This window comes from Pseudomonas asgharzadehiana (assembly GCF_019139815.1).
Classification (GTDB): domain Bacteria; phylum Pseudomonadota; class Gammaproteobacteria; order Pseudomonadales; family Pseudomonadaceae; genus Aquipseudomonas; species Aquipseudomonas asgharzadehiana.
Genome location: NZ_CP077079.1, coordinates 1,172,959 through 1,196,601, shown reverse-complemented (window position 1 = coordinate 1,196,601; position 23,643 = coordinate 1,172,959). Strand labels below are relative to the sequence as shown.

The following is a 23,643-nucleotide window of genomic DNA, read 5'->3' as shown; positions in this document are numbered from 1 at the left end:
AAGCGGTCAGGCGTTAACCAATCAACCTCAACTCCTGCGCCCGCGCGACAGCCTGGGTGCGTCGCTCCACGCCAAGTTTGCTGTTGATATGGCTGGCGTGGGTCTTGACCGTGTGCAGGGAGATAAACAACCGGTTGCTGATCTCCTGGTTGGAGCAACCTTGGGCGATGAGTTGCAGGACTGCCAGTTCACGCACGCTCAGGGTTTCGTGATTGGATACTGTTTCGGCTATTACGGCCGCCGGCAACAGTGCCGACAGGCTCTGGCTCAGTAGGCCGTGCGGGTCTTTGCCCAACTGCTCGCGCATCCAGTCCGGGTAGCTGTCCAGCAAGCGCTGGAAGGGTTGCAATGCCCCGCCTGCGCCCGTTTCAAGCGCCCGGGCCAACACCGGCCGTGCCTTGAGTTCCTGGCCGCCATCGAGCAGCAACTGCGCCTGTTGGGTAAGCGCCATCAGGGCAATCATCAGGCGCCCGCTGTCATGGGCCCGCTGTGCCAGTGCAGCGAGCCGTTGCAATGCCGCGTCGGGTTGATGGCGGACGGCATCGAGCGCGGCTTGTTGCAGGCCGATATGTTGCGGCAGGTGCGGATGAAACTCCGGCGCGGCGGCGGCCTGCTCACCGTTATAGGTCTGCCCCAGTCGGGTCAGCCAGGCGTCGGCCAGGTCGGTGCGGCCCTGGGCCAGCCACAGTTCGCATTTGATCAGGGTGATCATCGCCAGGTAGTAGATCGGCGGCACATCCCAAATGTGCATCAAGCGCTCCGCCTCGGCCAGTTCGGCGAAGGCCTTGGCAAAGTCACCACGGCGCCCTTCGAAGCTGGCGATCACGCAATGGCCGATCAGCACGCTGATGTCGCGACAGGCACGCGCTTCGGCCAGGCCTGCGCGAAGATGGCTGATGCCGGCGTCGGGCTGGTTGCGTAACAACAGCAAGTACCCTTCGTACAACGACAGGCGCGCGCGCACCGCGTACAAGCGTTGCGGCGCCAGGCCCTGCAAACGTTGCAGGCCCTGGCGCACCTCATCGAGGGCACGCAGGATCTCGCCGCGCGCCTGCAGGACACGCGCACGGTCATAGTGGGCCAGGGCCTCGAACAGCGGGTTGCCGACCCGCTGCGCCAGCTCCAAGGATTCACGGTTCAAGCCGCGGGCGCGCCACAGATCGCCATCGGCGATGGCCAGGTTGGACAGCGTCGACAGGCACACCAGGCGCTGGCCGTACCGCCGCTGCGGCAAGCTTTCCAGGGCCTCGCTGCAATAGCGCTGGGTCAACTCACGATCACCTCGGCCCCGCGCGATAATTCCGCTCAGCGCCAGCCACTGGGCCAGCATCGACTTTTGTGCGGTGGCCGACGGCGCCGGCAGGAAGCGGCTGAGGTAGCCGGACAGCTCTTCCGCCGCATCCAACTGGCAGGCCAGCCCCAATGCCCAGCTGTACAGCACGATCAGACGCGGCGTGCTGATCAGCAGGCTGTCGGGCAGGTCCATTTTCCAGCGCAGCAGCATGCCCACATTCTGTTCGGCCAGCAGCTGTTCCTCGGACAGGTTCTGCACCAGGTTCGCCGCCACATCGAGGTGGCCGGCGCGCAACGCCTGCTCCACCGCCTCGTCGATCAGGCCTTGGCCATTGAACCAACGACACGCGCGCAGGTGCAGGCTGGCGGCGGGTAATAGGTTGTTGCTTGCGCGTCGGGTGCGCAGCAGGTCGGAGAATAAGTGGTGATAACGGTACCAGTGCCCCTGCTCGTCCAGAGGCACCAAAAACACTTGATGGGCTTGTAGATAACGCAGGATTTCCGCGCTGTCGTGGGCTTCGCGCACGGCATCGCACAGCTCGCTGCAAAAGCGCTCCTGGGGCGCGGTGTCGAACAGGAACGCCTGCACTTCGGCGGGCAGGCAGTCGATCACTTCTTCGAGCAGGTAGTCGCGGATCAGCCCTTCCCCACCGTGCAGGCTTTGCGGCAACGCGCCTTCGTTGCCGGCTTCGGACGCGGCCAGCAACCAGAAACGCAGGCCGGCCACCCAACCCTCGCTGCGGCGGATCAGGTTGTCGAGGGCCTCGCCCTTCAGGGAACTGCTGTGGCGGTCCAGCACCGCCAGGGATTCGGCATGGGTCAGACGCAGGTCTTGTTCGTGCAGCTCCAGCAAGTGCCGTGACAGACGCAAGCGTGCCAAGTGCCAGTCAGGGCGCTGGCGACTGGTCACCAGTACCAGCAGGCCGTCAGGCAAATGGTTGAGGAAAAATTGCAGGCAGCGATCCAGCACCGGGCCCTGGGCCAGATGGTAGTCATCCAGCACCAGCAACAGCGGCGCGCGAGTAGACAGGTGAACGGCCAACTCATCAAGCAAGCCGTCAAGCCACTCTTCAAAGGCAAACGGTTGGTGCCGCTGGCGCATTTTCAACAGGCCCAGGGAATGGCTGCCCAGTTGCGGGAAGTACTGCTGCAAGCCTTCAAGCAGGCGCTCAAGAAACCGGCCCGGGTCGTTGTCTCGCGGGCTCAGGCCCAGCCACAGGCTTTGCCAGTGCGCCGGCAGGCTCTGGCAGAACTCTACGGCCAACGAACTCTTGCCGAACCCGGCCGGTGCGCTGACCAGCAACAGTCGCCCTTGCAGACCGGCGCTCAGCCGCTCGCACAGCCGCGGTCGCGGCACGTAGCCGTCGGGCAGCGGAGGCCTGTAGAAGCGACCTTCCAGGGTTGGGATCACCGCACTGGGAGGCCCTTGGATTCGGGACAGATCAGTCATCGCCGGGCTCTTGTAGAAGGCTGTTGTCGGCATTGCAGATGTCCGCAGACTAGCGGTAAAAGCCGCTGCTTTGTAGATCTTTGCAACATTTGCCTGAAAAAGAACTGAGACAAAAAATATCGCAACAAACAAAAAGTGGGAGGGGGCGTGCTCCCGATAAAGGTGGATCAGTCAATGCCTATGCTGACTGTCACACCGCTATCGGGAGCAAGCCCCCTCCCACATTGGGTTACAGCTGCTGCTTAGCGAACACCATCCTGGCGCAGGGCCGCTGGGGTAAAGTCGCTGGTGGTGGCGGTGAAGCCGAAGTCATACGCCTGCTTCTCTTCGTTCTTCATGCCCAGGGCCAGGTAGCGGCCGGACTGCAGGTCGTAGAGGGTTTCCAGGGCGTACCACGGCACTTGCTTGTCGTAGTAGTTCTCGCCATGGGCTTCGGCGACGCGCCACAGTTGGCCACGACCATCGTAGTGATCGATCACCGCGGCTTGCCAGGTGTCTTCGTCGATGTAGAAGTCACGCTTGGCATAGATGTGACGCTGGCCTTCCTTCAAGGTGGCGACCACATGCCAGACGCGGCGCAGTTCGTAGCGCGTGAGGTCCTGGTTGATGTGGCCGGCCTTGATGATGTCGGCGTACTTGAGCTTGGGATCGTCGATCTTGTAGCTGTTGGAGGCGATGTAGATTTCCTTCTTGCCTTCCAGTTTCCAGTCGTAGCGATCCGGCGCACCGTTGTACATGTCGAGGTTGTCGGAGGTGCGCAGGCCGTCGGCGGCGGTACCCGGGCCGTCATAGGACACTTGCGGTGCCCGGCGCACACGGCGCTGGCCGGCGTTGTAGACCCACGCCGAACGCGGCTCCTTCACTTGGTCCAGGGTTTCATGCACCAGCAGCACACCACCGGCCAGACGTGCCGGCGCCGTCACTTGCTGCTTGAAGTAGAACAGGATGTTGCCCGGGTTTTTCGGGTCGAAATCCTTCATCTTGTCGCGGAACACGAACTGATCGCGGAAGTACACCAGGCTGTAGGAACCGTTGGTTTGCGGCGTAGCCTGGGTGACCAGGCGCGTCACGCTGCCGCCGCGATAACGGGTGATGTGGTTCCAGATGACTTCCACACCGCTTTTTGGGATCGGGAACGGCACGGCGGTTTCAAAGTTTTCCAGGCCGTTGCCGCCGGACACCAGGTTGGTGGTGGTGGCGTTCTTCTTGATGGAGGCGAACACCTCCGCCGGCACCGTGGCACCGCGATGGGTCGGGTAGACCGGCATCTTGAAGGTTTCCGGGTAGCGCTTGAACATCGCGTACTGCCCCGGCGCCAGCTTGTCCTTGTACTGCTCGACGTTCTGCGCGGTGATGGTGAATTGCGGTTGCTCACTGGCGTACGGGTTGGCAAGGAACCCCCTGGCATCCACAGCCCCGGCGTTGGTCGGCATCGGCGACCATTTCGGGATGGTGCCGGCCGCGTTCCCAGCCATTTCGGCGCCCATTGGGGTCAGGGTCGTGCCCAGCTTGGCGGCTTCATCCGCCGATACTGCCGCCATGACGTTACTCGCCAGGATCGACAGCCCAAGCACACCCACGTGCAACAGACTTTTGGTTATTTTCATGTTCTTGTTCTTCCTGAAATGCAGTGTGCTTAGAAGTTCACGCCAACGCTGAGGGCGACGAAGTCTCGATCATCAACAGTGCTGTAATCACCGCCAAAAAAGTTGGTGTAGTTCAGGCTGGCGGTGTAGGTGTTCTGGTATTCGGCGTCCAGACCGAGGCTGACGGCTTTTCGACCTTCTTCGAAGTTAGCACCAGGGCCTGGCGAGTAACCTTTGACGTCGTGGGACCACGCCACGCTTGGCTTGAGATTCACACCTGCGAAGACATCCGGGTATTCCCAGATCGCACGACCGCGATAACCCCAGGAGGTAGCAGTGGTGAAGCCGTCATTGTTGCAATTCTCGGAAAGATTGCTGGCATCGGCGCCGGGCCCTGCACCACCGATGGTTCCCGTGTTAAGAATTGCCGAGCAGGTATTACGTCCTAAAGTGGCTGGCAATGCACCCGGACCAAACACCGGGTCACGACCGTAACGTGCATCAGACTTGCTCTCCAGCCCACCCACATGAGTGATACCCACCTCACCTACCAGGGTCAAACGGCTCGCGCCCATCACCTGATCAAAGAAATGCGTCAGTGTGGTCTGGAATTGAGTGATTTCCTTGCGACGGTAGCCATTCAAGTCTTGACCCTTCGCACCGCGAAGCGGGGAAGCATTTTGATAAAGACCGCCCAAATCTCTCACACCCGCGTAGAGAATGTCGGTTGTATTGAGTTGCACCGGTGCATTAGGGCGGTAGCTGATTTCACCGCTCCAGGCCGTCCCTGTAGGCAAAGTGGTGGAGAAGCTCAACCCATAGAGACGGATATCTTCAGGGTACTCAATGAAATACTTGGAGTTACCCGCAATGAACACTGGCGCCAGGGAGCCAAAAGCGGGAGCCACTGTGTAGGCCGATGCAGGAGCGGCGGTTGCGCTGAAGATCGGTGCGCGACTGTGATAATTCATGAAGTAGGCACCGAACTCGGTGTCCAGCGGTTCAAAGTTGTAGTGCATGGCCACACCAAACTGGCCACTATCACGCGCGTCACGATCACCGCCACGCCGCACCAACGTACCCTCTTCGTTGATGTTCAGACCCCGCGCGTCGAACTGTGCCAACGCGCCACGGCCTGGAGCAGTGGCTGCAATGGTCGAACGCTTGGCGAGCAGGCGCAAATTGTCGCTGCAACCATCCGAAACTACGTCCGGCTGCGAAAAGAATGTCCCACAGTTATCTGTAACAGTCTGATCCCACTCCAACTGATAAAACGCCTCGGCCGACAAGTTATCGGTCAAGGTCTGCGACACATAGAACATGTTGACCGGAATCAGGCCTTCCTTGATCTCGGCCCCCGGACGACGGAACGCGGACACATCGATAGGGTTGACAGAGTTGATGCCGCCGCCGATGAAGGTACTTTCCCCCCAACTGACAACCTGCTTGCCAAAGCGCACCGACCCAGGCTGATCGGCAATTGCATAGTTGTGATAAACGAATGCATCAAGAATTTGGCCGCCGGATGACTTGGCCCCCTCTTTGCGGTTGCTGTCGCTGATGTCTTTGAACTGACGACTCTCGTCTTTCAACTCAAAGTCATACCAATACTTGCCACGCACAAACACACCGGTATCGCCGTACTTCAGTTCCAGATCATGAATGCCCTTGAAGATCTTCGAGAACGTCTCACCACGTTTGAAATTCAGGTGACCGTCGTCGGAGGTTTGGGACAAGCCCGAGCCACCATTGTTGACGCCAATCAGATCTTTGTTGGGTTTAGCCGTGCCCCAACTCGCCCCCACAGAAAGCGACGAGTCAAAGCTCCCTTCGATTTCACCGATATTGAAACTGACGCCGAATGCAGGCCCGGCGAGCGTAGAGGCGAGGCTGACGGCCAGGGGCAATCTTGCCCGGCGCCAGAACTGGTTTACTGAGGTCATCGACGCTACTCCATGTGCATTATTGTTATGGCAGTGAGTTCTTTCTGTGATGCTTGTATCGGCCGGAATACAACGATTCCAATGCCGCCCGGCAACTGAACCTCCATGGCCCGAAGCGACGCATCCTTGAAAAACCCATGGTGGGACTATAGCCAGCAGGGGGTACCGCTTGATCCCTCTAAAGTGTGATTTGCATCACCGACCCGTCTGCCACAGTCCTTTCGCCATGCCGGCGAAGGCCGACGCGGAGAGGATGGCTGAAAATCCGTAAATCACAAGTGAAGGCGCAAGATAGAGCATTGCCGTGCCCGAACGGGCACGGCGAAGGGCGTCAGAGGGTGGACAGGAAGGTGCTGTTGTTGGCCTGCCATTCAATGATGTCAATGCGGATACGTTTTTTGTCGAGCTTGCCGACGCTGGTCTTGGGAATTTCCGTAACAACGGCGATCTGGCTCGGAATCGCCCACTTGCTCAAATGGCCCAATTCCACAAAAGGCTTGAGGTGCTCCTTGAGCTCGCGGGCCCCTATCATATGGCCATCACGCACCACCAACAGCGCAAACGGGCGCTCGCCCCACTGCGGATCGGCGATGCCCACCACCGCTACTTCGCGTACCGCCGGGTGACGGCTGACCAGGTCCTCAAGAGCCAGCGAGGAAATCCACTCGCCACCGGTCTTGATGACATCCTTGATGCGGTCGCGGATATCGATCACCCCGAACGCATCCAGCGTGGCCACGTCTCCGGTGTGCATCCAACCACCGGCCCACAGCTCGGCGCCCTTTTGCGGCTCGTTGTAATAGCCTTCGGTCAGCCACGGCGCGCGCAGCACCAACTCGCCCTGGGACTCACCGTCGGCGGGCAGGAAGTTACCGTCGCCATCCATGATCGCCGCTTCCACCAGCGGCCCCGGCACCCCCGCCTTGATACGGTAAGTGATGCGCTCGTCTTCGCCGCCGGCCAGCAGTTCTTCGTTGAGATGGGCACAGGACACCAGCGGCCCGGTCTCGGACATGCCGTACGCGGCGGTCAGCTGGATACCACGGGCCTTGGACGCTTCATACAGCGTACGGTTGAGCGCGCTGCCGCCGATGACGATTTTCCAGCCCCCGAAATCCACGCCTTGGGCAGCCTTGGCATTGAGCACCATTTGCAGGATGGTCGGCACGCAGTGAGAGAAGGTGACCTTTTCTTTGCGCCACAGCTCCACCAGGTATTCCGGGTCGTAGCGGCCAGGGTAAACCTGCTTGAGGCCGAGCATGGTCGCCACATACGGCAAGCCCCAGGCATGTACGTGAAACATCGGCGTGATCGGCATGTACACGTCGTTGGTGCCCAGCAGGCGCACGCTGTCGACGCTGCCCATAATGGTCGCCACACCGATGGTATGCAGCACCAATTGACGATGGGTGAAGTACACCCCTTTGGGGTTGCCGGTGGTGCCGGTGGTGTAGAAGGTGGTGGCGACGGAATGCTCGTCGAAGTCCTGGAAGTCGTAGTGAGGGCTGGCGGCGGCCAGCAGCGTTTCGTACTCGCCTACCAGGCTGGGCAACTCGGCGGTTTTGGACTCCCCGTCGGTGAGCAGCAGGGTCTTGTCGACCGTAGTCAGTTGCCCGGCAATCGCCTGGTAAAGCCCCACGAACTCACTGTTGACCAGTACGAAACGGTCCTCGGCATGGTTCATGGTGTAGAGAATCTGTTCCGGCGACAGACGCACGTTAATGGTGTGGATCACCGCGCCGATCATCGGGATGGCGAACATGCATTCCAGGTAGCGATGGCTGTCCCAGTCCATCACCGCCACGGTATCACCGGCCTTGACCCCGGCCTCGGTCAGCACATTGGCCAGGCGCGCAACCCGCTCCATCAGCGTCGGGTAGGTGTAACGCAGTTTGTCGCGATAGACGATTTCCCGGGTTTTTTCGTAGCGGGCGCCGGACATCAGCAAACGCTTGATCAACAGCGGGTACTGGTAGGCACTTTCGGCGGGGGGGATAACACGGGTCTGCAACATACGAATCCCTTTTATGACTGCACGGTCTTGGCTGAACGATCTGCACTGTAGAGCGCTTATGTTTCAGCCAAATCAGCCAAAGGAATGATTTGCAGAGCCCGGCAAATACTAGCTTTGCGCCACCATCCTGGACTCACAAAGATCAATGTGGGAGGGGGCTTGCCCCCGATGGCGGCGTTTCAGGCAAATGTTTATCAACTGATCCACCGCTATCGGGGGCAAGCCCCCTTCCACATTTTGACCGTGCCTACTTGAGCGAGCAGCGGTTATTTCATGCTGGTAAAGGCCAGCTTCACGCCGATGGCGATCAACACCGCGCCCATGGTGCGATCGAACCAGTGGCCCATTCGCGCAAAGCCCGCACGCACGCGCTGCTGGCTGAACAACATGGCTACCATGCAAAACCACAACGCCGTCGCCACCGCCAGGTACACACCGTAACCCGCCTGCACCGCGAGCGGCGTGTGCGGGTTGATGACCACGGTGAACAGCGACAGAAAGAACAACGTCGCCTTGGGGTTCAGGCCGTTGGTCACAAAGCCCGCGGTAAACGCGCCGCGTGGGGTGCGTTCGCCCGCTTCACGATGTAACTCGCCCTCGGCGGCGGGCTTGGCCGGTTGCGCGCGCAGGGCCTTGAAACCGATGTACAGCAAGTACGCCGCCGCAGCCCATTTCAATGCATTGAACAGCACGATGGACTGGGACACGATCAAGCCGATGCCGAGCAACGAATACCCCACGTGCAGAAAAATCGCCGAGCCCACGCCCAGCGCCGTCCAGGTGCCGGCGCGACGGCCATGGGTCACGCTTTCACGCACCACCACGGCGAAATCCGGGCCGGGGCTGGCCACCGCCAGGAGGTGAATCAGGGCCACGGTCAAAAACTCGGCGAGGTACATACGCACTCCATTAAGTAACGGATTATTTCATCTGATAGGCTCGGCAGATTACGCCTTCGAACCCTGCTGCAAAAGGTACAGTTGATGACGAACAATCGCCGCGCCGTCTTCCTTGATCACCCGTCCCTGGACCTGGGGGACCTCGACCTCAGTGGTTTACGCGACTGCTTCAGTGACCTGCAGTTGTACCCGGACACCACGCCGCAGAACGTGATTGCGCGCCTGCAAGGCGTCCAGGCGGCCATCAGTAACAAGATTGCGCTCAACGCCGAGACCCTGGCGGCCTGCCCGGAGCTCAAGCTGATCCTGGTATCGGCCACCGGCACCAACAACATTGACCTGCAAGCCGCCCGTGCCCATGGCATCACCGTGAGTAACTGCCAGGGTTACGGCACACCCTCGGTGGCGCAACACACAATCATGCTGTTGCTCAACCTGGCGACCCGCTTGCAGGACTATCAACGGGACGTGGCCGCCGGCAAGTGGCAGGAAGCCAAGCAGTTCTGCCTGCTGGGCCATCCTATCGTCGAACTGGAAGGCAAGACCCTTGGTCTGCTGGGCCACGGTGAGCTGGGCAGTGCCGTGGCGCGCCTGGCCGAAGCTTTTGGCATGCGCGTGCTGCTCGGCGCCATCCCAGGGCGCCCCGCCCGCGCAGATCGCGTGCCGTTGGATGAGTTGCTCCCCCAAGTCGACGCCCTCACGTTGCACTGCCCGCTCAACGAGCACACCCGCGGCTTTATCGGCGCCCGTGAACTGGCACTGCTCAAGCCGGGCGCGTTGGTGGTCAATACGGCGCGCGGTGGTTTGATCAACGAACAGGCCCTGGCTGAGGCCTTGCGCAGCGGTCATCTGGGTGGCGCGGCCACCGACGTACTGAGCGTGGAGCCGCCGGTCGACGGCAACCCGTTGCTGGCCGCTGACATTCCACGGCTGATCGTCACCCCCCACAACGCCTGGGGCAGTCGCGAAGCACGACAGCGCATCGTCGGCCAACTGACGGAAAACGCCTTGGGCTTTTTCAGCGGCGCCCCGCTGCGCGTCGTCAGTTGATAAACTGCGCCCCTTTTCAAGGAGCAGACCATGGATCCGCGCAGTGAAGTACTGCTTCGTCAGGCCGAACTTTTTCAAGGCAACCTGTTGCTGGTGGGCTTGCCCGCCGACGACCTGCTGGGCCGCCTGCCCAACGCCCACGGCTGGAGCTGGCACGCCGGTGACCAGGCGGCGCTCGACGCACGGTTCCCCGAGCGCAGCCAGTTTGGCGTGAATGTGCCAGAGCGTGAGTTCGATGCAGCGGTGATCTTCCTGCCCAAATCCAAGGACCTCACCGATTACCTGCTGAACGCCGTGGCCGCGCGCCTACCCGGCGCCGAGCTGTTTTTGGTCGGAGAGAAAAAAAGCGGTATTGAAAGCGCCGCCAAACAGATGATCCCCTTGGGCAAGCCGCGCAAGCTCGACAACGCGCGGCATTGCCAGCTGTGGCAAATCACCGTGGCCAACGCACCACAAGCGGTGGCGCTGGAGAGTCTGGCGCAAGTCTTTGAAGTGCCGCTGGCCGAAGGTCCACTCAATGTCGTGAGCTTGCCGGGTGTGTTCAGCCATGGCCGCCTGGACCGTGGCACCGAGCTGTTGCTGGAGCACTTGGACAAACTGCCGAGTGGCCACCTGCTGGACTTCGGTTGCGGCGCCGGCGTGCTGGGGGCTGCGGTGAAACGCCGTTACCCGCACAACAGCGTGACGATGCTGGACGTAGACGCCTTCGCGGCTGCCAGCAGCCGCCTGACCCTGGCGGCCAACGGCCTGGAAGCCGAGGTGCTGACCGGCGATGGCATCGACGCCGCGCCGATGGGGTTGAATGCGATTCTGAGCAACCCACCGTTCCATGTCGGGGTACACACCGATTATTTCGCCACCGAGAACCTGCTGCGAAAAGCAGCCAAACACCTGGCAAAAGGCGGTGAACTTCGGCTGGTCGCCAACAGTTTCCTCAAGTACCAGCCGCTGATCGAAGAGCACTTGGGCGTGTGTGCGATCAAGGCCGAGGGCAATGGTTTTCGCATCTACCGCGCCAAGCGCGGCTGACAGGCGTTTGAAAAAGAAGGCTTGCCGAATAGGTTTTGCCTAGGCAGAATCCGCTCCGTCCTAGGGGAGTAGTCTCCCACGAGCCTCACGCTCGTCCGGCATACGTCAACATACTTGGTCAGCAGACCATGGCGTATGCGACCCAGGAGTCCGCACAGACGGACCGGGGTTTGACAAGACCTATGGCACGCACACCTTACCCGGGGCGGGAAGGCTGTACGTGTCATAGCCGTGTCGACCCGCCCCTGGAAACCTACCTGATGCTGGATTCACTCCTCGTTCCAACTGCAATCGTTGCCTTGGCCGAAATCGGCGACAAGACGCAACTGCTCGCACTCATTCTCGCCGCTCGCTTCCGCAAGCCCTGGCCGATCATCGCCGGCATCGTTGCCGCGACCCTGGCCAACCATGCGGCCGCCGGTGCCGTGGGCGCCTGGTTTGGCAGTTTCTTCTCGGATGCGGTGTTGCACTGGATCCTTGCGGCGAGCTTCTGCGCGACCGCCCTGTGGACCCTGGTGCCCGACAAGCTCGACGACGACGAAGCCAGCACCACACGCAAGTTCGGGCCGTTCCTGACCACACTGATTGCATTTTTCCTGGCAGAAATAGGTGACAAGACGCAGATCGCCACGGTGATGCTGGCGGCGCAATACCCTGAGCTGTGGCTGGTCATCATCGGTACCACCCTGGGCATGTTGATTGCCAACGTACCGGTGGTTCTGGCGGGGAATTTCGCGGCGGAAAAATTGCCGTTGACGTTGATTCGTCGATTGGCGGCAACGGCGTTCTTCGTGCTGGCGATTGTGGCGGTGTACAAAGCCATGCAAAGCAGTGGCTGGATCTAAGGCGCTAAGCCTGCAAACCCAAACCAATGTGGGAGGGTGTAGAACCCTCCCACATTTAGGTCTTCATCAAGCCTTAGGACTTCTTGGCCTGTTGGTAGAGCGGCATCACCTTCGGAATCGCCGCCTGCAGCGACGCAATCCGGCTGTCGGACGCGGGGTGCGTACTCATGAACTCCGGCGGCGCACCTTCCGATGCCTTGGCCATTTTGTTCCACAGCGTGATGGCCGCGTTCGGGTTGTAGCCGGCGCGGGCCGATAGCTCCAGACCGATCAGGTCGGCTTCGTTTTCATTGCTGCGGCTGTTGGGCAAGGTCATGCCATAGTTGGCCACCGTGTCGGCCAGTGCCAGGCTGTCCTGGCCCAGGCCGAACAACGCACCGGCGCCCTGCTTGGCCATCTCGATACCGTAGGCCTTGGACATGGCTTCGCGACCGTGTTCACGCAAGGCGTGGGCGATTTCATGGCCCATCACCGCAGCCAGCTCGTCATCGGTGAGTTTGAGATTGTCGATCAGCGCGCTGTAAACCAGAATCTTGCCGCCAGGGCCGCAGTTGGCGTTCATCTCATCGCTCTTGATCAGGTTGACTTCCCAGTTCCACTGGGCGGCATCCGCACGGAAGGTCGGCGCCTGGGCGATCAAGCGTTTGGCGATGGCCTGCACGCGCTTGGCGTTGGCGCTGGTCTTGTCCAAAACCCCTTTGCCACTGGCTTCACCCAGGGTCTGCTGATAGGACTGGGCATACATCTGGTCAACTTCCTGACTCGACAGCATGCTGAACATGTATTGCTTGCGCTCAACTCCAACGGCGCCGCCGCTGGTGGTATTGACCGACTGACACCCAGCCAGCAGCATCGCCGCAGCCAGTACGCTTACCGCCACTGTTTTTTTCATCAACACTCTCTCCCTGAAAAAACGCCCTTGAAACATGGCGCGTATCGTAGGCGCTCATTTGTATCCACGCCAGATACACCAGACGTGTAGCTGCAAATTTTCAGATACATCCCACAGTCGCCAGGCTTAAGCCGGCGTCAGGCACTCCGGCCCATTGAGCTTGGGATCGTTGACCATATTGGCCAGGACGCGCTCGCGCAATGCGACCGGTTCACTGGCCAACAGGCCTTGCAGCACATGCAGCGGCGTCTCGGGGTCGAGCCAGGCCGCCTGCCCCGCCACATCCAGAATCAGTGGTCGACGCTGGCTCTGCGCGGCCTGGGTGACCACTGCCGTGCTCAGCCACACCTGCTCCTGCACCGGATAGGCTTCCCAGATCGCGGCAAAAAACAATGTGGAACCCTCCCCCGGTGTCAGCCAGTACGGGCGCTTGCGCTGGGTGCCACGCCACTCGTAGAAACCATTGGCCGGTAGCAGGCAGCGCCGCTGACGGAACGCCTCGCGAAACATCGGTTGTTCGGCCAGGGTTTCGGCGCGGGCATGAGCCGGGGTGCGGGAAAGGTCGGTGAGCCAGGGTGGCGTCAGGCCCCAGCGGGCGCGGGCCAGGGTGCGCTGGCCGTCGGCGGCGCGCTGGATCAGCACGGAATCATTCGGGGAGATGTTCCACTGGGCTTGCTGGTCGGCCGGAAAGCCCGGCAAGGCAGCAAAGGAAGGGTTCCAGCGAAACAGGGCATAACGTCCACACATGGGGCAACACGACTCTTGGGTAAACCGACCGACAGCCTAACAGACCAGCACGTCGGGGAAGCTGTCGGGTTCATCGCCGGGCACGGGCTGCGCACCGATATAGGCAGTGATCAGCTCGCGGGCATCGGCGGCGCGGTCATTATCGACTTCCAGGCCCAGCAAGCCGAAGATCGGCAATTCGCCGGTGCCGCCGAGCAAATGACGCCCCACCAGGTGCGCCTCGATGCCCTCGCTGGCGAGCATCTTTTGCAACAGCTCGCCCTCCATCAGGTTTTCCGGTTCGTAGATTCGCTGCATGGGCGCACCTGCTATTCGTTTTCACTGCGGGTTTCGAGCATCCACTCGTCACCATGCACCTGCAGGTCGAAAATAATCGGGCGGCAGCACACCTGACAGTCTTCGATGTAAACCTGATCTCCGCCCGACAAGTCCACCGTCGTCTCGACCTCTTCACCGCAATAAGGACAATCGTACGTCGCAGTTTCCAGCATCGCAGTCTCCCAAGTGACTTGTGCGTATAATCGCCGGTCTATTTACAGGGCTATTTTCGGCCTGGCCCATTACCTGGTCCGCACCCTGGTTTTTCCTTTACTTACCCTAGCCGTTTCTAACAAGAGAGCATGATGGGCGAATTCGATACCATCCGACCTTATAACGACAGCGAAGTCCCGGCAGTGCTGGACCGGCTGTTCAGTGACAAGGCCTTTCTGGACATCCTGACCCACTTCCGCTTCCCGCGCTTCGCCGGCCCCCTGGGCTGGTTGCTCAAGCCGATGATCGCTCGCAAGCTGCGCCGTGAATTCGCCGGGGTCACCACCGTGGCCACGCTGCAGGACAAAGTCGAGTATTACGTCGACCACACCATCGACCGGGCGACCGACGGCGTGACCTACACTGGCGTCGAGCAGCTCAAGTCCGGCAGCGCCTACCTGTTTTTGGCCAACCACCGCGATATCGTGATGGACCCGGCCTTCGTCAACTACGCCGTGTATCACGCTGGCCTGCCGACGCCACGCATCGCCATTGGTGACAACCTGCTGCAAAAGCCCTTCGTCAGCGACCTGATGCGCCTGAACAAGAGCTTTATCGTGCACCGTTCAATCACTGGGCGAAAGGAGAAGATGGCGGCGTTCAACCTATTGTCGGCCTACATCAATCATTCGATCCGCAACGACTGCCAGTCGATCTGGATAGCCCAGGCAGAAGGCCGGGCCAAGGATGGGGATGATCGCACCGAATCGGCGATCCTCAAGATGTTTCACGTCAGCCGCAAGGACGAGCCGTTTGCCGAAGTGATCCAGTCGCTGAACCTGACGCCGGTGTCCATCAGCTACGAATACGACCCGTGTGATTCGGCCAAGGCGCGCGAGTTGTACATCCGCGCAACCACGGGCACTTATGTAAAAGCGCAGGGCGAGGATGACGTCAGCATTGCCCTGGGCATCACCGGCTATAAAGGCCGCGTCCATATCAACTTCGCACCTCCGATTACCGAGCGTTTCGAAGACACCAAAGTACTGGCCGTGGAGATGGACCGGCAGATTCTGGGCGGTTATCGGTTGTTCCCGGTGCACTATCTGGCCTACGCCCAGTGGAGCGACGCCGACCCGCAATTGCAGGTACCAAAGGCCGCCGAGCTGTTCCCCGCGGATGAACTGGCCAAGGCGCAGGCGGAATGGGACCGACGCTTGAACGAGTGCCCCGCTGAGCACCGGCCCTACCTGGTGGTGCAGTACGCGACACCTGTGCGCAACCAGTACCGCGTTAAAGCCGGCATTCCCCTGTAAACGCCGAGCTTGAAAATGTGGGAGGGGGCTTGCTCCCTCCCACATTTGGTTTGCGCTGCGTTTATAGGTGGGTGCTGAGCCAGGAGATGCTCAGCGCCAGCCCCATACACACAAAACCGACTCGATAAGCCACACGGTGCGCCCGCTCGGTGCGCACATCCAGAAACAGCATGGGTTGGTCGATCGTGCGCTTCTCACTTTGCGCGGTCAGGTCAGCCATCGCGCGTTGCTCGCGCAGTCGGGTAATGAACAGGAGCGCTGCGCCGGGGCAGGCCACCGCTAAAGCGAGAGCATTGATCAATAGTGCGGGCAGGGCCATCGCAAACCTCAGCGAAACAGTGACTGGGTATCAGCCCAGCTACAAACCTGGACGATAGTGGCCTCCAGCGCCGAAAACGCTCCATCCCCCATGAACGGTTAATGTATCCAGTAATTTACAGCGTCACCTGAACGTCACCTTAACAAGCCACTCTGTTGCCCTTCGAACGTTCGGGAGCTTGTCATGTTGCACGCACACAACCAGGATCGGCTGTATCTGATGGCCCAAAGCGACGAGCAGGAGGCGCTGGTCGGCAGCCTGGCGTTCAACGTGCAGGACCGCCACTGGCTGGTGTATTGCGCCCTTGGCGGACATCAACATGCCGACCTGCCGGAAGCCGACCTGTTGACGGGGGTAAGCATGCTGGACTTCCGTATCGACACAGCCGCATGAAACTCAAGACATAAAAAAACCGGGCTCAACCAAGCCCGGTTTTTTTTGCGAAACGGTTATTGCGCGCTGAGCAACTGGCCGATGCTCGGGTCTTTGAACAGGCGGGTCAACGCGTCACTGAGGACGTCGCTGACCAGCTTGGTGTTGGTTTCCTGGTTGGGCGACATGCCGAAGCGCTGGTTGAGCGACGCACCATAGCGACCACTGTAGCGACGGGTGCCGGCGGTGACGTCGGACTTGAACGTAGCGCCGATGGCGGCTTCAGTCACGTACAGGCCTTCTTTGGGCGACTGATACTTCAGCTCCGCCAGGGTGATGGTCAACTGGGGAGCGCCCGGGGCGTTGGGGCTTGGGGTGAAGCCCAACAGGCGCACGGCCGCTTCAGCCTGGGCCTGCAGCTTGGGCAGCACGTCCTGGCCGGTGACCGAAATCAGCGCGGTCTCCGGGTACAGGCCGCCGCGCGAACCGAGCGTAGGCGACGGGCGACCATCCACTACACGCACCGACACCGGCTGGCCGTGGCCTACCGGCGCCAGCTGGGTGGTGAGCTTAGGTTGCGGGCTGAGTTGTTGCGGGCTGTTGGCGCAGCCAACCAAAGTCAAACTGGTCACAGTGATCAAACCGAACAACAGGCGTTGCAACATACTCATTTCTCCAGGACTAGGTGCAAACAGGCGGGCAGTATAACGGTGTGCGCAGGGCACCCACCAGTCATCCTGAACAGCACCTGAAACCACGGCGAAATTACAATTTCGCATAAATCCGTCATTTCAATGTCATGGCAGACTGGCAACCTTCAAGCATGTAACGCAACCGGTACAAAACCATGCGCCTTCTCAAATCGCTGTTCATGTCACACACCCGTCATCGCCAGTTCGCCTTGCTCGACGCCAAGGGCCATTGCCTGGCATTCAAGCAGTGCAGCCTGCCGCCTGTCGGCGAAGGCTGGGTGGAAGTGACCGAGACCCGGCTATGCTGGATGCACCGCCCGCTGCCGGCCAGCGCCCGGGTTCGCCCAGCGGTGATACACGCACAACCGCGCCAAGCGTTGGCCTCCTGACCACAACTCGAATAAAAGTCATAAAACACGTCCATTTCCCTGACGTTCTTCGCTACAATCTCCCCCCGATTATAAGGACGTCTCCTGATCGGGCCTCGCAGCAACGTTAATGCCTCGGTATTAACCTCAAGAATCGCCCACAGAGAGCCGCCCACACAGATCGAGTGAAGCTGGCGCGCTTGCTGTTTCCTTTGCAAACCACCCGCCTTTACCGAATCTGCCAGAGCTGCCATTGCGCTCGGCCACTTGAGTTGTTTGCCCGTTTTGCCGCATGTCGGCAAAAGTACCGCGGGCCAGGTGCCAGGCTGAGGCAGCCCTTTTTTGAGGTTCACGTCTTCAAAAGAGCGTGAAAAAACGGGTTTTCACAACTTCACAAGAGTGTGGCGAGCAAATGAATAGTTTGGCGTTTGTACAAGCACCATCAGCGTCTGGAACAGCCCAACCACACAGGATTGAGTACTCCTCGACAACGGGAGCTTGAGCCTGTCCGCTACGGATTGATTGCACCCATCGCACGCTTTGACCATAAGTCGAATTGCCACAGGCGCCCATGAATGCGTTCATAGGCGGATTAGGCAGGCAGGAAGCGTGCGCTGAAGTTGCAAAGAATTGCGAAACGGACATGGCGATCCTGGCCATGGGTAACCTGGGGCATCACGTGAACCGCCCCGTCACTCCTGGCAGCCATGCCGTCAATTTGGTGCTGCAGATTTTGGAGACGCGTTAAATGGCGCATAACGAAGCAGTCGACGTAGTTCTGGTAGGGGCCGGCATCATGAGTGCCACCCTGGCCGTTCTGCTCAAAGAGCTCGACCCCGGCCTCAAGCTGGAAGTCGTTGAGCTGATGGACTCGGGTGCAGCGGAGAGTTCCAACCCGTGGAACAACGCCGGTACCGGCCACGCCGGGCTGTGCGAGCTGAACTACACCCCGCAGGCCGCCGATGGTTCCATCGACATCAAGAAAGCCATCCACATCAACACCCAGTTTGAGGTGTCGAAGCAGTTCTGGGCGTACCTGACCAAAAAGGGCACCTTTGGCTCGTCCAAGTCCTTTATCAGCCCCGTGCCGCACCTGAGCTTCGTGCAGGGCGAAAAAGGCGTGTCGTTCCTCAAGAAGCGCTTTGAAACCCTCAGCCAGCACCACGCGTTTTCGGATATGCACTACACCGAAGACCGTAGCGAGATGGCCGAGTGGATGCCGCTGATGATGCCGGGGCGTCCGCTCGACGAAAAAATCGCCGCTACCCGTGTGATGAACGGCACCGACGTCAACTTCGGCGCCCTGACCAACCAGTTGCTCGGCCACCTGACCAGCTCGCCGGACGCTCAGGTCAAGTACAGCAAGCGCGTCACCGGCCTCAAGCGCAACGGTGCCGGCTGGACCGTGAGCATCAAGGACGTCAACAGCGGCAATAGCCGTGAAGTGGACGCCAAATTCGTGTTCCTTGGCGCCGGCGGCGCGGCGCTGCCCCTGCTGCAAGCCTCGGGCATCGAAGAGAGCAAAGGCTTCGGCGGCTTCCCGGTCAGCGGCCAGTGGCTGCGTTGCGACAACCCCGAAGTGGTCAAGCACCACCAGGCCAAGGTCTACAGCCAGGCCGCCGTGGGCTCGCCGCCGATGTCCGTGCCGCACCTGGATACCCGCGTGGTGGACGGCAAGAAGTCGTTGCTGTTCGGGCCATACGCCGGTTTCACCACCAAGTTCCTCAAGCACGGTTCGTTCCTCGACCTGCCGATGTCGATTCGCGCCGGCAATATCGGCCCGATGCTGGCCGTGGCCCGCGACAACATGGACCTGACCAAGTACCTGGTCAGCGAAGTTCGCCAATCCATGGAGCAACGCCTGGAATCCCTGCGCCGCTTCTACCCGCAGGCGAAAGCCGAAGACTGGCGCCTGGAAGTGGCCGGCCAACGGGTACAGATCATCAAGAAAGACCCGAAGAAAGGCGGCGTGCTTCAATTCGGCACCGAGCTGGTTGCCGCCAAGGACGGTTCGCTGGCCGCTCTGTTGGGCGCATCCCCAGGCGCTTCGGTGACCGTGTCGATCATGCTGGAACTGATCGAGCGTTGCTTCCCGGCCAAAGCCGCCGGCGAGTGGGCGACCAAGCTGCAGGAGATTTTCCCGGCTCGGGAAAAGGTACTGGAGACGGATGCCGAGCTGTATCGCAAGATCAACACGCAAAACAACATCAGCCTGGAACTGGTTGAGCAAAGCAACGAGGCCGAAAGCTACGCTTAAGGCATTGCCAAGCCATAAAAAAACGCCCCTCGGGGCGTTTTTTTTCGCTCGGCGAATCAGTCGCGGGCGTTATCGATCAGCTCGATGTATTCGGCGGCGTTGCGCTGGTCCTTGATCAGATCAACAAATGTCTGGCCATGCTCATCCTTGCCATCCAGATCCAGGCCGGCCGCCTTGAAAAAACCCAGGAACCGCTCGAAGTCGTCGATACGCAGGCCACGGTAGGCCTTGATCAGCTTGTGCAGGGACGGTGAAGTCGCGTCGACCGGCTCGAAGTCCAGGAATAACTTGATCTGGTCGTCGCCAATCTCGTCACCAATCACCTGTTTCTTATCTTTACGCATTACCGACTCCAGCCTGCAGACATTACACGGGGTTTGAAGTCTACCTGCGGCGTGCAAGCTTCGAAAGCGCTGGAGACCCCTCCCACATTTGGATATTCAGCGTTTTTGCTATTGGGTACGGACCGCCCCGGTGTGCAAATCCGCCCAGATATGCCCATTGGCATAACTGAGGAACTGCACATATACCGTGTCATTGCGCAGCAGGTCGATGATCACGCGGTATTGGGCAACGGGATAAGACAGCGTCAGGGTCTTGGACTTATCGTCGAACACCGGCTTTTTCAGGCTTTTGCTTTCGGCATCGAAGTTGAGCACTACCTGGGCAATGGTCGCGCCTTTATTCAGGGACTTGCCTTTGAGGCGGATCATCAGCGGCGAGGTCACCGGGATCGGTTGCTGGTTGGACTGGCGCTGATTGCCCACCACCACCGCGTACTCGGTGACTTGCAGCAACTGTTGCTGGTCAGGCGTTTCGGTGCGAAGGGTGAGGTCATCGGGCGGCAAGAATTGGCCGTGCATCGGGGCCGGGGCAGCGGCCAGAGGCAAACTGAGGGTCAGCGCCAGGGCGGCGCAGGTGCGAATCAACAGGCTCATGGGCCGCTCCGTGCGAGATAGCCCAGCACTGTAGCTCAATCGAACTGGGCAAGCATCCAGCGTTGATAGGCGAGCACATCAGCGTCGCCTTCACGCGGCGCCCAATCGGCCAGCTCCCCCACGCCTATCGGACGATAAGGCCCGGCCTTGCATTCGAACATGACCGTGTCGGGTTCCAGCACCACCAGGCCGTGGAAAACACCGGGCGGCAGATCAACGCCGGAGCACTCGCCGCCCGCCTGCATTACACGCTTGGCGATGACCTCCCCGGCGTCATTGAACACCAGCAACCCCAGGCGCCCCTGAAGCACCAGCAAGGTTTCCGCCTTGTCGGCGCTCAAGTGTCGATGGGGTGGCACGTACGTGTCCGGTTGCAGGCCCACGGCCAGGCGATGACACGGCTCTTGCATTTGGTGGAAGTTATGGTGATGCCGCCCGCGAGGGCTGGCGCCCGCTTTCTCGGCCAGTTCGGCAAATAGCGTCTGATCAAGAAAACGGGTCATGGCTTACATCCCTTTGACGGCGTAGATCCCATTGGCATTGCGCCAGTAGCCTTTGTAGTCCATGCCGTAACCAAAGATGTAGCGGTCGATGCACGGCAGGCCGACGTAATCGGCTTTCAGGTCCGGACGGGCTTTGCGATCGTGGTCTTTGTCGATCAGCACGGCGGTGTGCACTTTACGTGCGCCGGCGTGTTTGCAGAAGTCGATGATCGCTCCCAGGGTGTGACCTTCGTCGAGGATGTCGTCGATGATGAGTACGTCGCGGTCGATGAACGAGACTTCCGGCTTGGCTTTCCAGAACAGGTCGCCGCCGGTGGTTTCGTTGCGGTAGCGGGTGGCGTGCAGGTAGGACGCTTCCAATGGAAATTGCAGGTGAGTGAGCAATTTGCCGGCGAAGATCAAGCCGCCGTTCATCACGCAGAAAACCACCGGATTGGTGTCGGCCATTTCGCGGCTGATGTGTGCGCCGACCTTGGCGATCGCCTCTTCGACTTGCGCTTCAGTGTACAGGCAGTCAGCCTCGCGCATGATTTGACGGATATGCTCGAGATCAGCGGACATGGCGCTCTCCAAGGGGTGCTGTGGCAAGAAAAGCGGGCGAAGGTACGCTTCTCGTGCGCTCCGAGCAAGCCTTAATGGACTAACGTGCTAGATGTCTATAGGACAACACCCTCGGATAGATTAATCTAGGCCGGTTTTTTTGCCCGCCGCCGGAGCCTTTCCCATGCCCACTCGCGAGATCCGCCACCCGCTGATCCGACACAAGCTCGGCCTTATGCGCCGCGCCGACATTAGCACGAAGAATTTCCGTGAGCTTGCTCAGGAAGTCGGAGCGTTGCTCACTTACGAAGCCACCAAGGATTTGCCCCTGGAGAACTACGAGATCCCCGGTTGGGCCGGTCCCGTCCAGGTGGAAAAAATCGCCGGTAAAAAAATCACCGTGGTGCCGATCCTGCGCGCCGGTATCGGCATGCTCGAAGGCGTCCTCAGCCTGATTCCCGGCGCCAAGGTCAGCGCCGTGGGCGTAGCCCGCAATGAGCAAACCTTGCAGGCCCACACCTACCTGGAAAAACTTGTCCCGGAAATCGACGAGCGCCTGGCCATGATCATCGACCCGATGCTCGCCACCGGCAGTTCCATGGTCGCCACCATCGACCTGCTGAAAAAAGCCGGCTGCAAGGACATTCGTGCGATGGTGCTGGTCGCCGCCCCCGAAGGCATCGCCGCCGTCGAGAAAGCGCACCCCGACGTGCAGATCTACACCGCCTCGATCGATGAACGCCTGAACGAACACGGCTACATCATCCCGGGCCTGGGCGATGCCGGCGACAAGATCTTCGGCACCAAGCAGAAGGACGCGTGAGCATGCAGGATGAATTCAACGACCCGCTTTGGCGCCAGATCCTGTCTGGCGCACAAATGCTTTTTGTAGCATTTGGCGCGCTGGTGTTGATGCCGCTGATCACCGGTCTTGATCCAAACGTCGCACTGTTCACCGCCGGCCTGGGCACGTTGTTGTTCCAGGTGGTGACAGGCCGGCAGGTGCCGGTGTTCCTGGCCTCGAGCTTTGCCTTTATCACCCCGATCATCCTTGCCAAGGGCCAGTTCGGCCTCGCGGCAACCATGGGCGGCGTGATGGCGGCCGGTTTCGTTTATACGTTCCTGGGCCTGGCGGTGAAGGTCAAGGGCACCGGTTTTATCGACCGGCTGCTGCCGCCGGTGGTGATCGGGCCGGTGATCATTTCCATCGGCCTGGCCATGGCGCCGATTGCCGCGAACATGGCGATGGGCAAGTCCGGCGACGGTGCCGAGCTGATCCATTACCAGACGGCAATGATGATCTCGATGCCGGCGCTGCTCACCACGTTGATCGTGGCGGTGTTCGGCAAAGGTATTTTCCGCCTGGTGCCGATCATCTCCGGCGTGCTGGTGGGCTTTGCCATGGCGTTCTACTTTGGCGTAGTCGACACGGCAAAAATCGCCGCTGCACCCTGGTTCGCCCTACCCCACTTCACCGCACCGGAATTCAACTGGCAGGCCATCCTGTTTATCGTCCCGGTGGCCCTGGCCCCGGCGATCGAACACATCGGTGGTGTGATTGCGGTGGGTAGCGTGACCGGTCGCGACTATCTGAAGAAGCCTGGCCTGCATCGCACATTGCTCGGTGACGGCATCGCCACCACGGCCGCCGGCCTGTTTGGCGGCCCGCCGAACACGACTTACGCCGAAGTGACCGGCGCGGTGATGCTGACCAAGAACTACAACCCGAAAATCATGACCTGGGCTGCAGTGTTTGCCATCAGCCTGGCGTTTATCGGCAAGTTCGGCGCACTGCTGCAGAGTATTCCGGTACCGGTGATGGGCGGGATTCTGTGCTTGTTGTTCGGCTCGATTGCGGCCGTTGGCATGAACACACTGATTCGCCACAAGATCGACCTTGGAGAGGCGCGCAATCTGGTGATTGTGTCGGTAACCCTGGTGTTCGGGATTGGCGGCGTGCTGGTCGGTACCGGCACCGGCCCGGATGATTTCGGCCTCAAGGGCATCGCCCTGTGTGCGGTGGTAGCGATTGGTTTGAACCTGCTGCTGCCGGGCAATGATGGCTGGAAGAACAAGAAGCCGGATGAGCCGTTGCTGTAATTAGCAACACAAAACCAAT

General features: G+C 60.3%; 24 protein-coding genes and 1 riboswitch. Of the genes, 9 read left to right on the top strand and 15 right to left on the bottom strand.

The features are described 5' to 3' along the window. Positions 1-13: 13 nt before the first annotated feature. The 5 genes from KSS96_RS05415 to KSS96_RS05395 form a co-directional block, all read right to left on the bottom strand. Positions 14-2,743 carry a winged helix-turn-helix domain-containing protein gene (locus KSS96_RS05415; protein ID WP_065877274.1) on the bottom strand — a complete coding sequence of 910 codons (2,730 nt, stop codon included), beginning with the start codon at positions 2,741-2,743 and terminating at the stop codon, positions 14-16. Positions 2,744-2,985: 242 nt separating this feature from the next. After that, positions 2,986-4,350, bottom strand: coding sequence for a DUF1329 domain-containing protein (locus KSS96_RS05410; RefSeq protein ID WP_065877275.1), 1,365 nt, complete (start codon positions 4,348-4,350; stop codon positions 2,986-2,988). A 29-nt stretch (positions 4,351-4,379) separates the two neighbouring features. Continuing rightward, the gene (locus KSS96_RS05405; protein WP_217855788.1) at positions 4,380-6,272 is read right to left on the bottom strand and encodes a DUF1302 domain-containing protein; all 1,893 of its coding nucleotides are present in this window, start codon (positions 6,270-6,272) and stop codon (positions 4,380-4,382) included. A 331-nt stretch (positions 6,273-6,603) separates the two neighbouring features. Then, positions 6,604-8,286: a fatty acid--CoA ligase gene (locus KSS96_RS05400; protein WP_217855786.1), complete on the bottom strand. Its 1,683-nt coding sequence runs from the start codon at positions 8,284-8,286 to the stop codon at positions 6,604-6,606. 266 nt (positions 8,287-8,552) lie between these two features. Next, positions 8,553-9,185: a LysE family translocator gene (locus KSS96_RS05395; RefSeq protein ID WP_017526162.1), complete on the bottom strand. Its 633-nt coding sequence runs from the start codon at positions 9,183-9,185 to the stop codon at positions 8,553-8,555. Positions 9,186-9,269: 84 nt separating this feature from the next. Between KSS96_RS05395 and KSS96_RS05390 the strand changes: the two genes are divergently transcribed. The 3 genes from KSS96_RS05390 (at position 9,270) to KSS96_RS05380 (ending at position 12,109) form a co-directional block, all read left to right on the top strand. Next, the gene (locus tag KSS96_RS05390) at positions 9,270-10,235 is read left to right on the top strand and encodes a 2-hydroxyacid dehydrogenase (protein WP_217855784.1); all 966 of its coding nucleotides are present in this window, start codon (positions 9,270-9,272) and stop codon (positions 10,233-10,235) included. 30 nt (positions 10,236-10,265) lie between these two features. Next, the gene (locus tag KSS96_RS05385; RefSeq protein WP_116078446.1) at positions 10,266-11,264 is read left to right on the top strand and encodes a methyltransferase; all 999 of its coding nucleotides are present in this window, start codon (positions 10,266-10,268) and stop codon (positions 11,262-11,264) included. A gap of 50 nt (positions 11,265-11,314) precedes the next feature. Then, a riboswitch (yybP-ykoY riboswitch) is annotated at positions 11,315-11,436 on the top strand. Between the two features lie 88 nt (positions 11,437-11,524). Then, complete coding sequence (locus tag KSS96_RS05380) at positions 11,525-12,109, top strand: TMEM165/GDT1 family protein (RefSeq protein WP_005784895.1); 585 nt, start codon at positions 11,525-11,527, stop codon at positions 12,107-12,109. Positions 12,110-12,182: 73 nt separating this feature from the next. Here KSS96_RS05380 and KSS96_RS05375 read toward each other — a convergent pair whose 3' ends face one another. From KSS96_RS05375 to KSS96_RS05360, 4 genes are all read right to left on the bottom strand, one after another. After that, positions 12,183-13,001 (bottom strand): M48 family metallopeptidase, encoded by an 819-nt coding sequence (locus tag KSS96_RS05375; protein ID WP_017526159.1) that lies wholly within the window; start codon positions 12,999-13,001, stop codon positions 12,183-12,185. Positions 13,002-13,127: 126 nt separating this feature from the next. Continuing rightward, positions 13,128-13,748 carry an SOS response-associated peptidase gene (locus KSS96_RS05370; RefSeq protein WP_017526158.1) on the bottom strand — a complete coding sequence of 207 codons (621 nt, stop codon included), beginning with the start codon at positions 13,746-13,748 and terminating at the stop codon, positions 13,128-13,130. A 36-nt stretch (positions 13,749-13,784) separates the two neighbouring features. Further along, positions 13,785-14,045, bottom strand: coding sequence for a putative signal transducing protein (locus KSS96_RS05365; protein ID WP_017526157.1), 261 nt, complete (start codon positions 14,043-14,045; stop codon positions 13,785-13,787). An 11-nt stretch (positions 14,046-14,056) separates the two neighbouring features. Beyond that, complete coding sequence (locus KSS96_RS05360) at positions 14,057-14,239, bottom strand: CPXCG motif-containing cysteine-rich protein (RefSeq protein ID WP_217855782.1); 183 nt, start codon at positions 14,237-14,239, stop codon at positions 14,057-14,059. A 132-nt stretch (positions 14,240-14,371) separates the two neighbouring features. Here KSS96_RS05360 and KSS96_RS05355 point away from each other — a divergent pair, with 132 nt between their 5' ends. Beyond that, complete coding sequence (locus tag KSS96_RS05355) at positions 14,372-15,535, top strand: 1-acyl-sn-glycerol-3-phosphate acyltransferase (RefSeq protein ID WP_026067128.1); 1,164 nt, start codon at positions 14,372-14,374, stop codon at positions 15,533-15,535. 61 nt (positions 15,536-15,596) lie between these two features. On the opposite strand, the gene KSS96_RS05350 is transcribed toward KSS96_RS05355, so the two are convergent. Further along, positions 15,597-15,854 carry a hypothetical protein gene (locus tag KSS96_RS05350; RefSeq protein ID WP_017526154.1) on the bottom strand — a complete coding sequence of 86 codons (258 nt, stop codon included), beginning with the start codon at positions 15,852-15,854 and terminating at the stop codon, positions 15,597-15,599. Positions 15,855-16,037: 183 nt separating this feature from the next. On the opposite strand from KSS96_RS05350, the gene KSS96_RS05345 reads away from it, so the two are divergent. Further along, complete coding sequence (locus KSS96_RS05345) at positions 16,038-16,247, top strand: hypothetical protein (protein ID WP_017526153.1); 210 nt, start codon at positions 16,038-16,040, stop codon at positions 16,245-16,247. Between the two features lie 56 nt (positions 16,248-16,303). Here KSS96_RS05345 and KSS96_RS05340 read toward each other — a convergent pair whose 3' ends face one another. After that, positions 16,304-16,891: a YajG family lipoprotein gene (locus KSS96_RS05340; protein WP_017526152.1), complete on the bottom strand. Its 588-nt coding sequence runs from the start codon at positions 16,889-16,891 to the stop codon at positions 16,304-16,306. Positions 16,892-17,073: 182 nt separating this feature from the next. Here KSS96_RS05340 and KSS96_RS05335 point away from each other — a divergent pair, with 182 nt between their 5' ends. Next, positions 17,074-17,307, top strand: coding sequence for a hypothetical protein (locus KSS96_RS05335; protein ID WP_017526151.1), 234 nt, complete (start codon positions 17,074-17,076; stop codon positions 17,305-17,307). Between the two features lie 727 nt (positions 17,308-18,034). Further along, positions 18,035-19,543, top strand: a complete 1,509-nt coding sequence (mqo, locus tag KSS96_RS05330; RefSeq protein WP_017526150.1) for a malate dehydrogenase (quinone) — start codon at positions 18,035-18,037, stop codon at positions 19,541-19,543. A gap of 56 nt (positions 19,544-19,599) precedes the next feature. On the opposite strand, the gene KSS96_RS05325 is transcribed toward mqo, so the two are convergent. From KSS96_RS05325 to KSS96_RS05310, 4 genes are all read right to left on the bottom strand, one after another. Then, positions 19,600-19,887, bottom strand: coding sequence for a PA4642 family protein (locus KSS96_RS05325; RefSeq protein WP_017526149.1), 288 nt, complete (start codon positions 19,885-19,887; stop codon positions 19,600-19,602). 108 nt (positions 19,888-19,995) lie between these two features. After that, positions 19,996-20,481, bottom strand: coding sequence for a hypothetical protein (locus tag KSS96_RS05320; protein WP_017526148.1), 486 nt, complete (start codon positions 20,479-20,481; stop codon positions 19,996-19,998). 35 nt (positions 20,482-20,516) lie between these two features. Then, a complete protein-coding gene (locus KSS96_RS05315; protein ID WP_017526147.1) occupies positions 20,517-20,984 on the bottom strand; it encodes a WbuC family cupin fold metalloprotein in 468 nt (155 codons plus the stop codon). A gap of 3 nt (positions 20,985-20,987) precedes the next feature. Continuing rightward, the gene (locus tag KSS96_RS05310) at positions 20,988-21,545 is read right to left on the bottom strand and encodes a hypoxanthine-guanine phosphoribosyltransferase (RefSeq protein WP_017526146.1); all 558 of its coding nucleotides are present in this window, start codon (positions 21,543-21,545) and stop codon (positions 20,988-20,990) included. 163 nt (positions 21,546-21,708) lie between these two features. Here KSS96_RS05310 and upp point away from each other — a divergent pair, with 163 nt between their 5' ends. Next, positions 21,709-22,347 carry a uracil phosphoribosyltransferase gene (gene upp, locus KSS96_RS05305; protein WP_017526145.1) on the top strand — a complete coding sequence of 213 codons (639 nt, stop codon included), beginning with the start codon at positions 21,709-21,711 and terminating at the stop codon, positions 22,345-22,347. A gap of 2 nt (positions 22,348-22,349) precedes the next feature. Then, the gene (locus KSS96_RS05300) at positions 22,350-23,624 is read left to right on the top strand and encodes a uracil-xanthine permease family protein (protein ID WP_017526144.1); all 1,275 of its coding nucleotides are present in this window, start codon (positions 22,350-22,352) and stop codon (positions 23,622-23,624) included. The last annotated feature ends 19 nt before the right edge of the window (positions 23,625-23,643 follow it).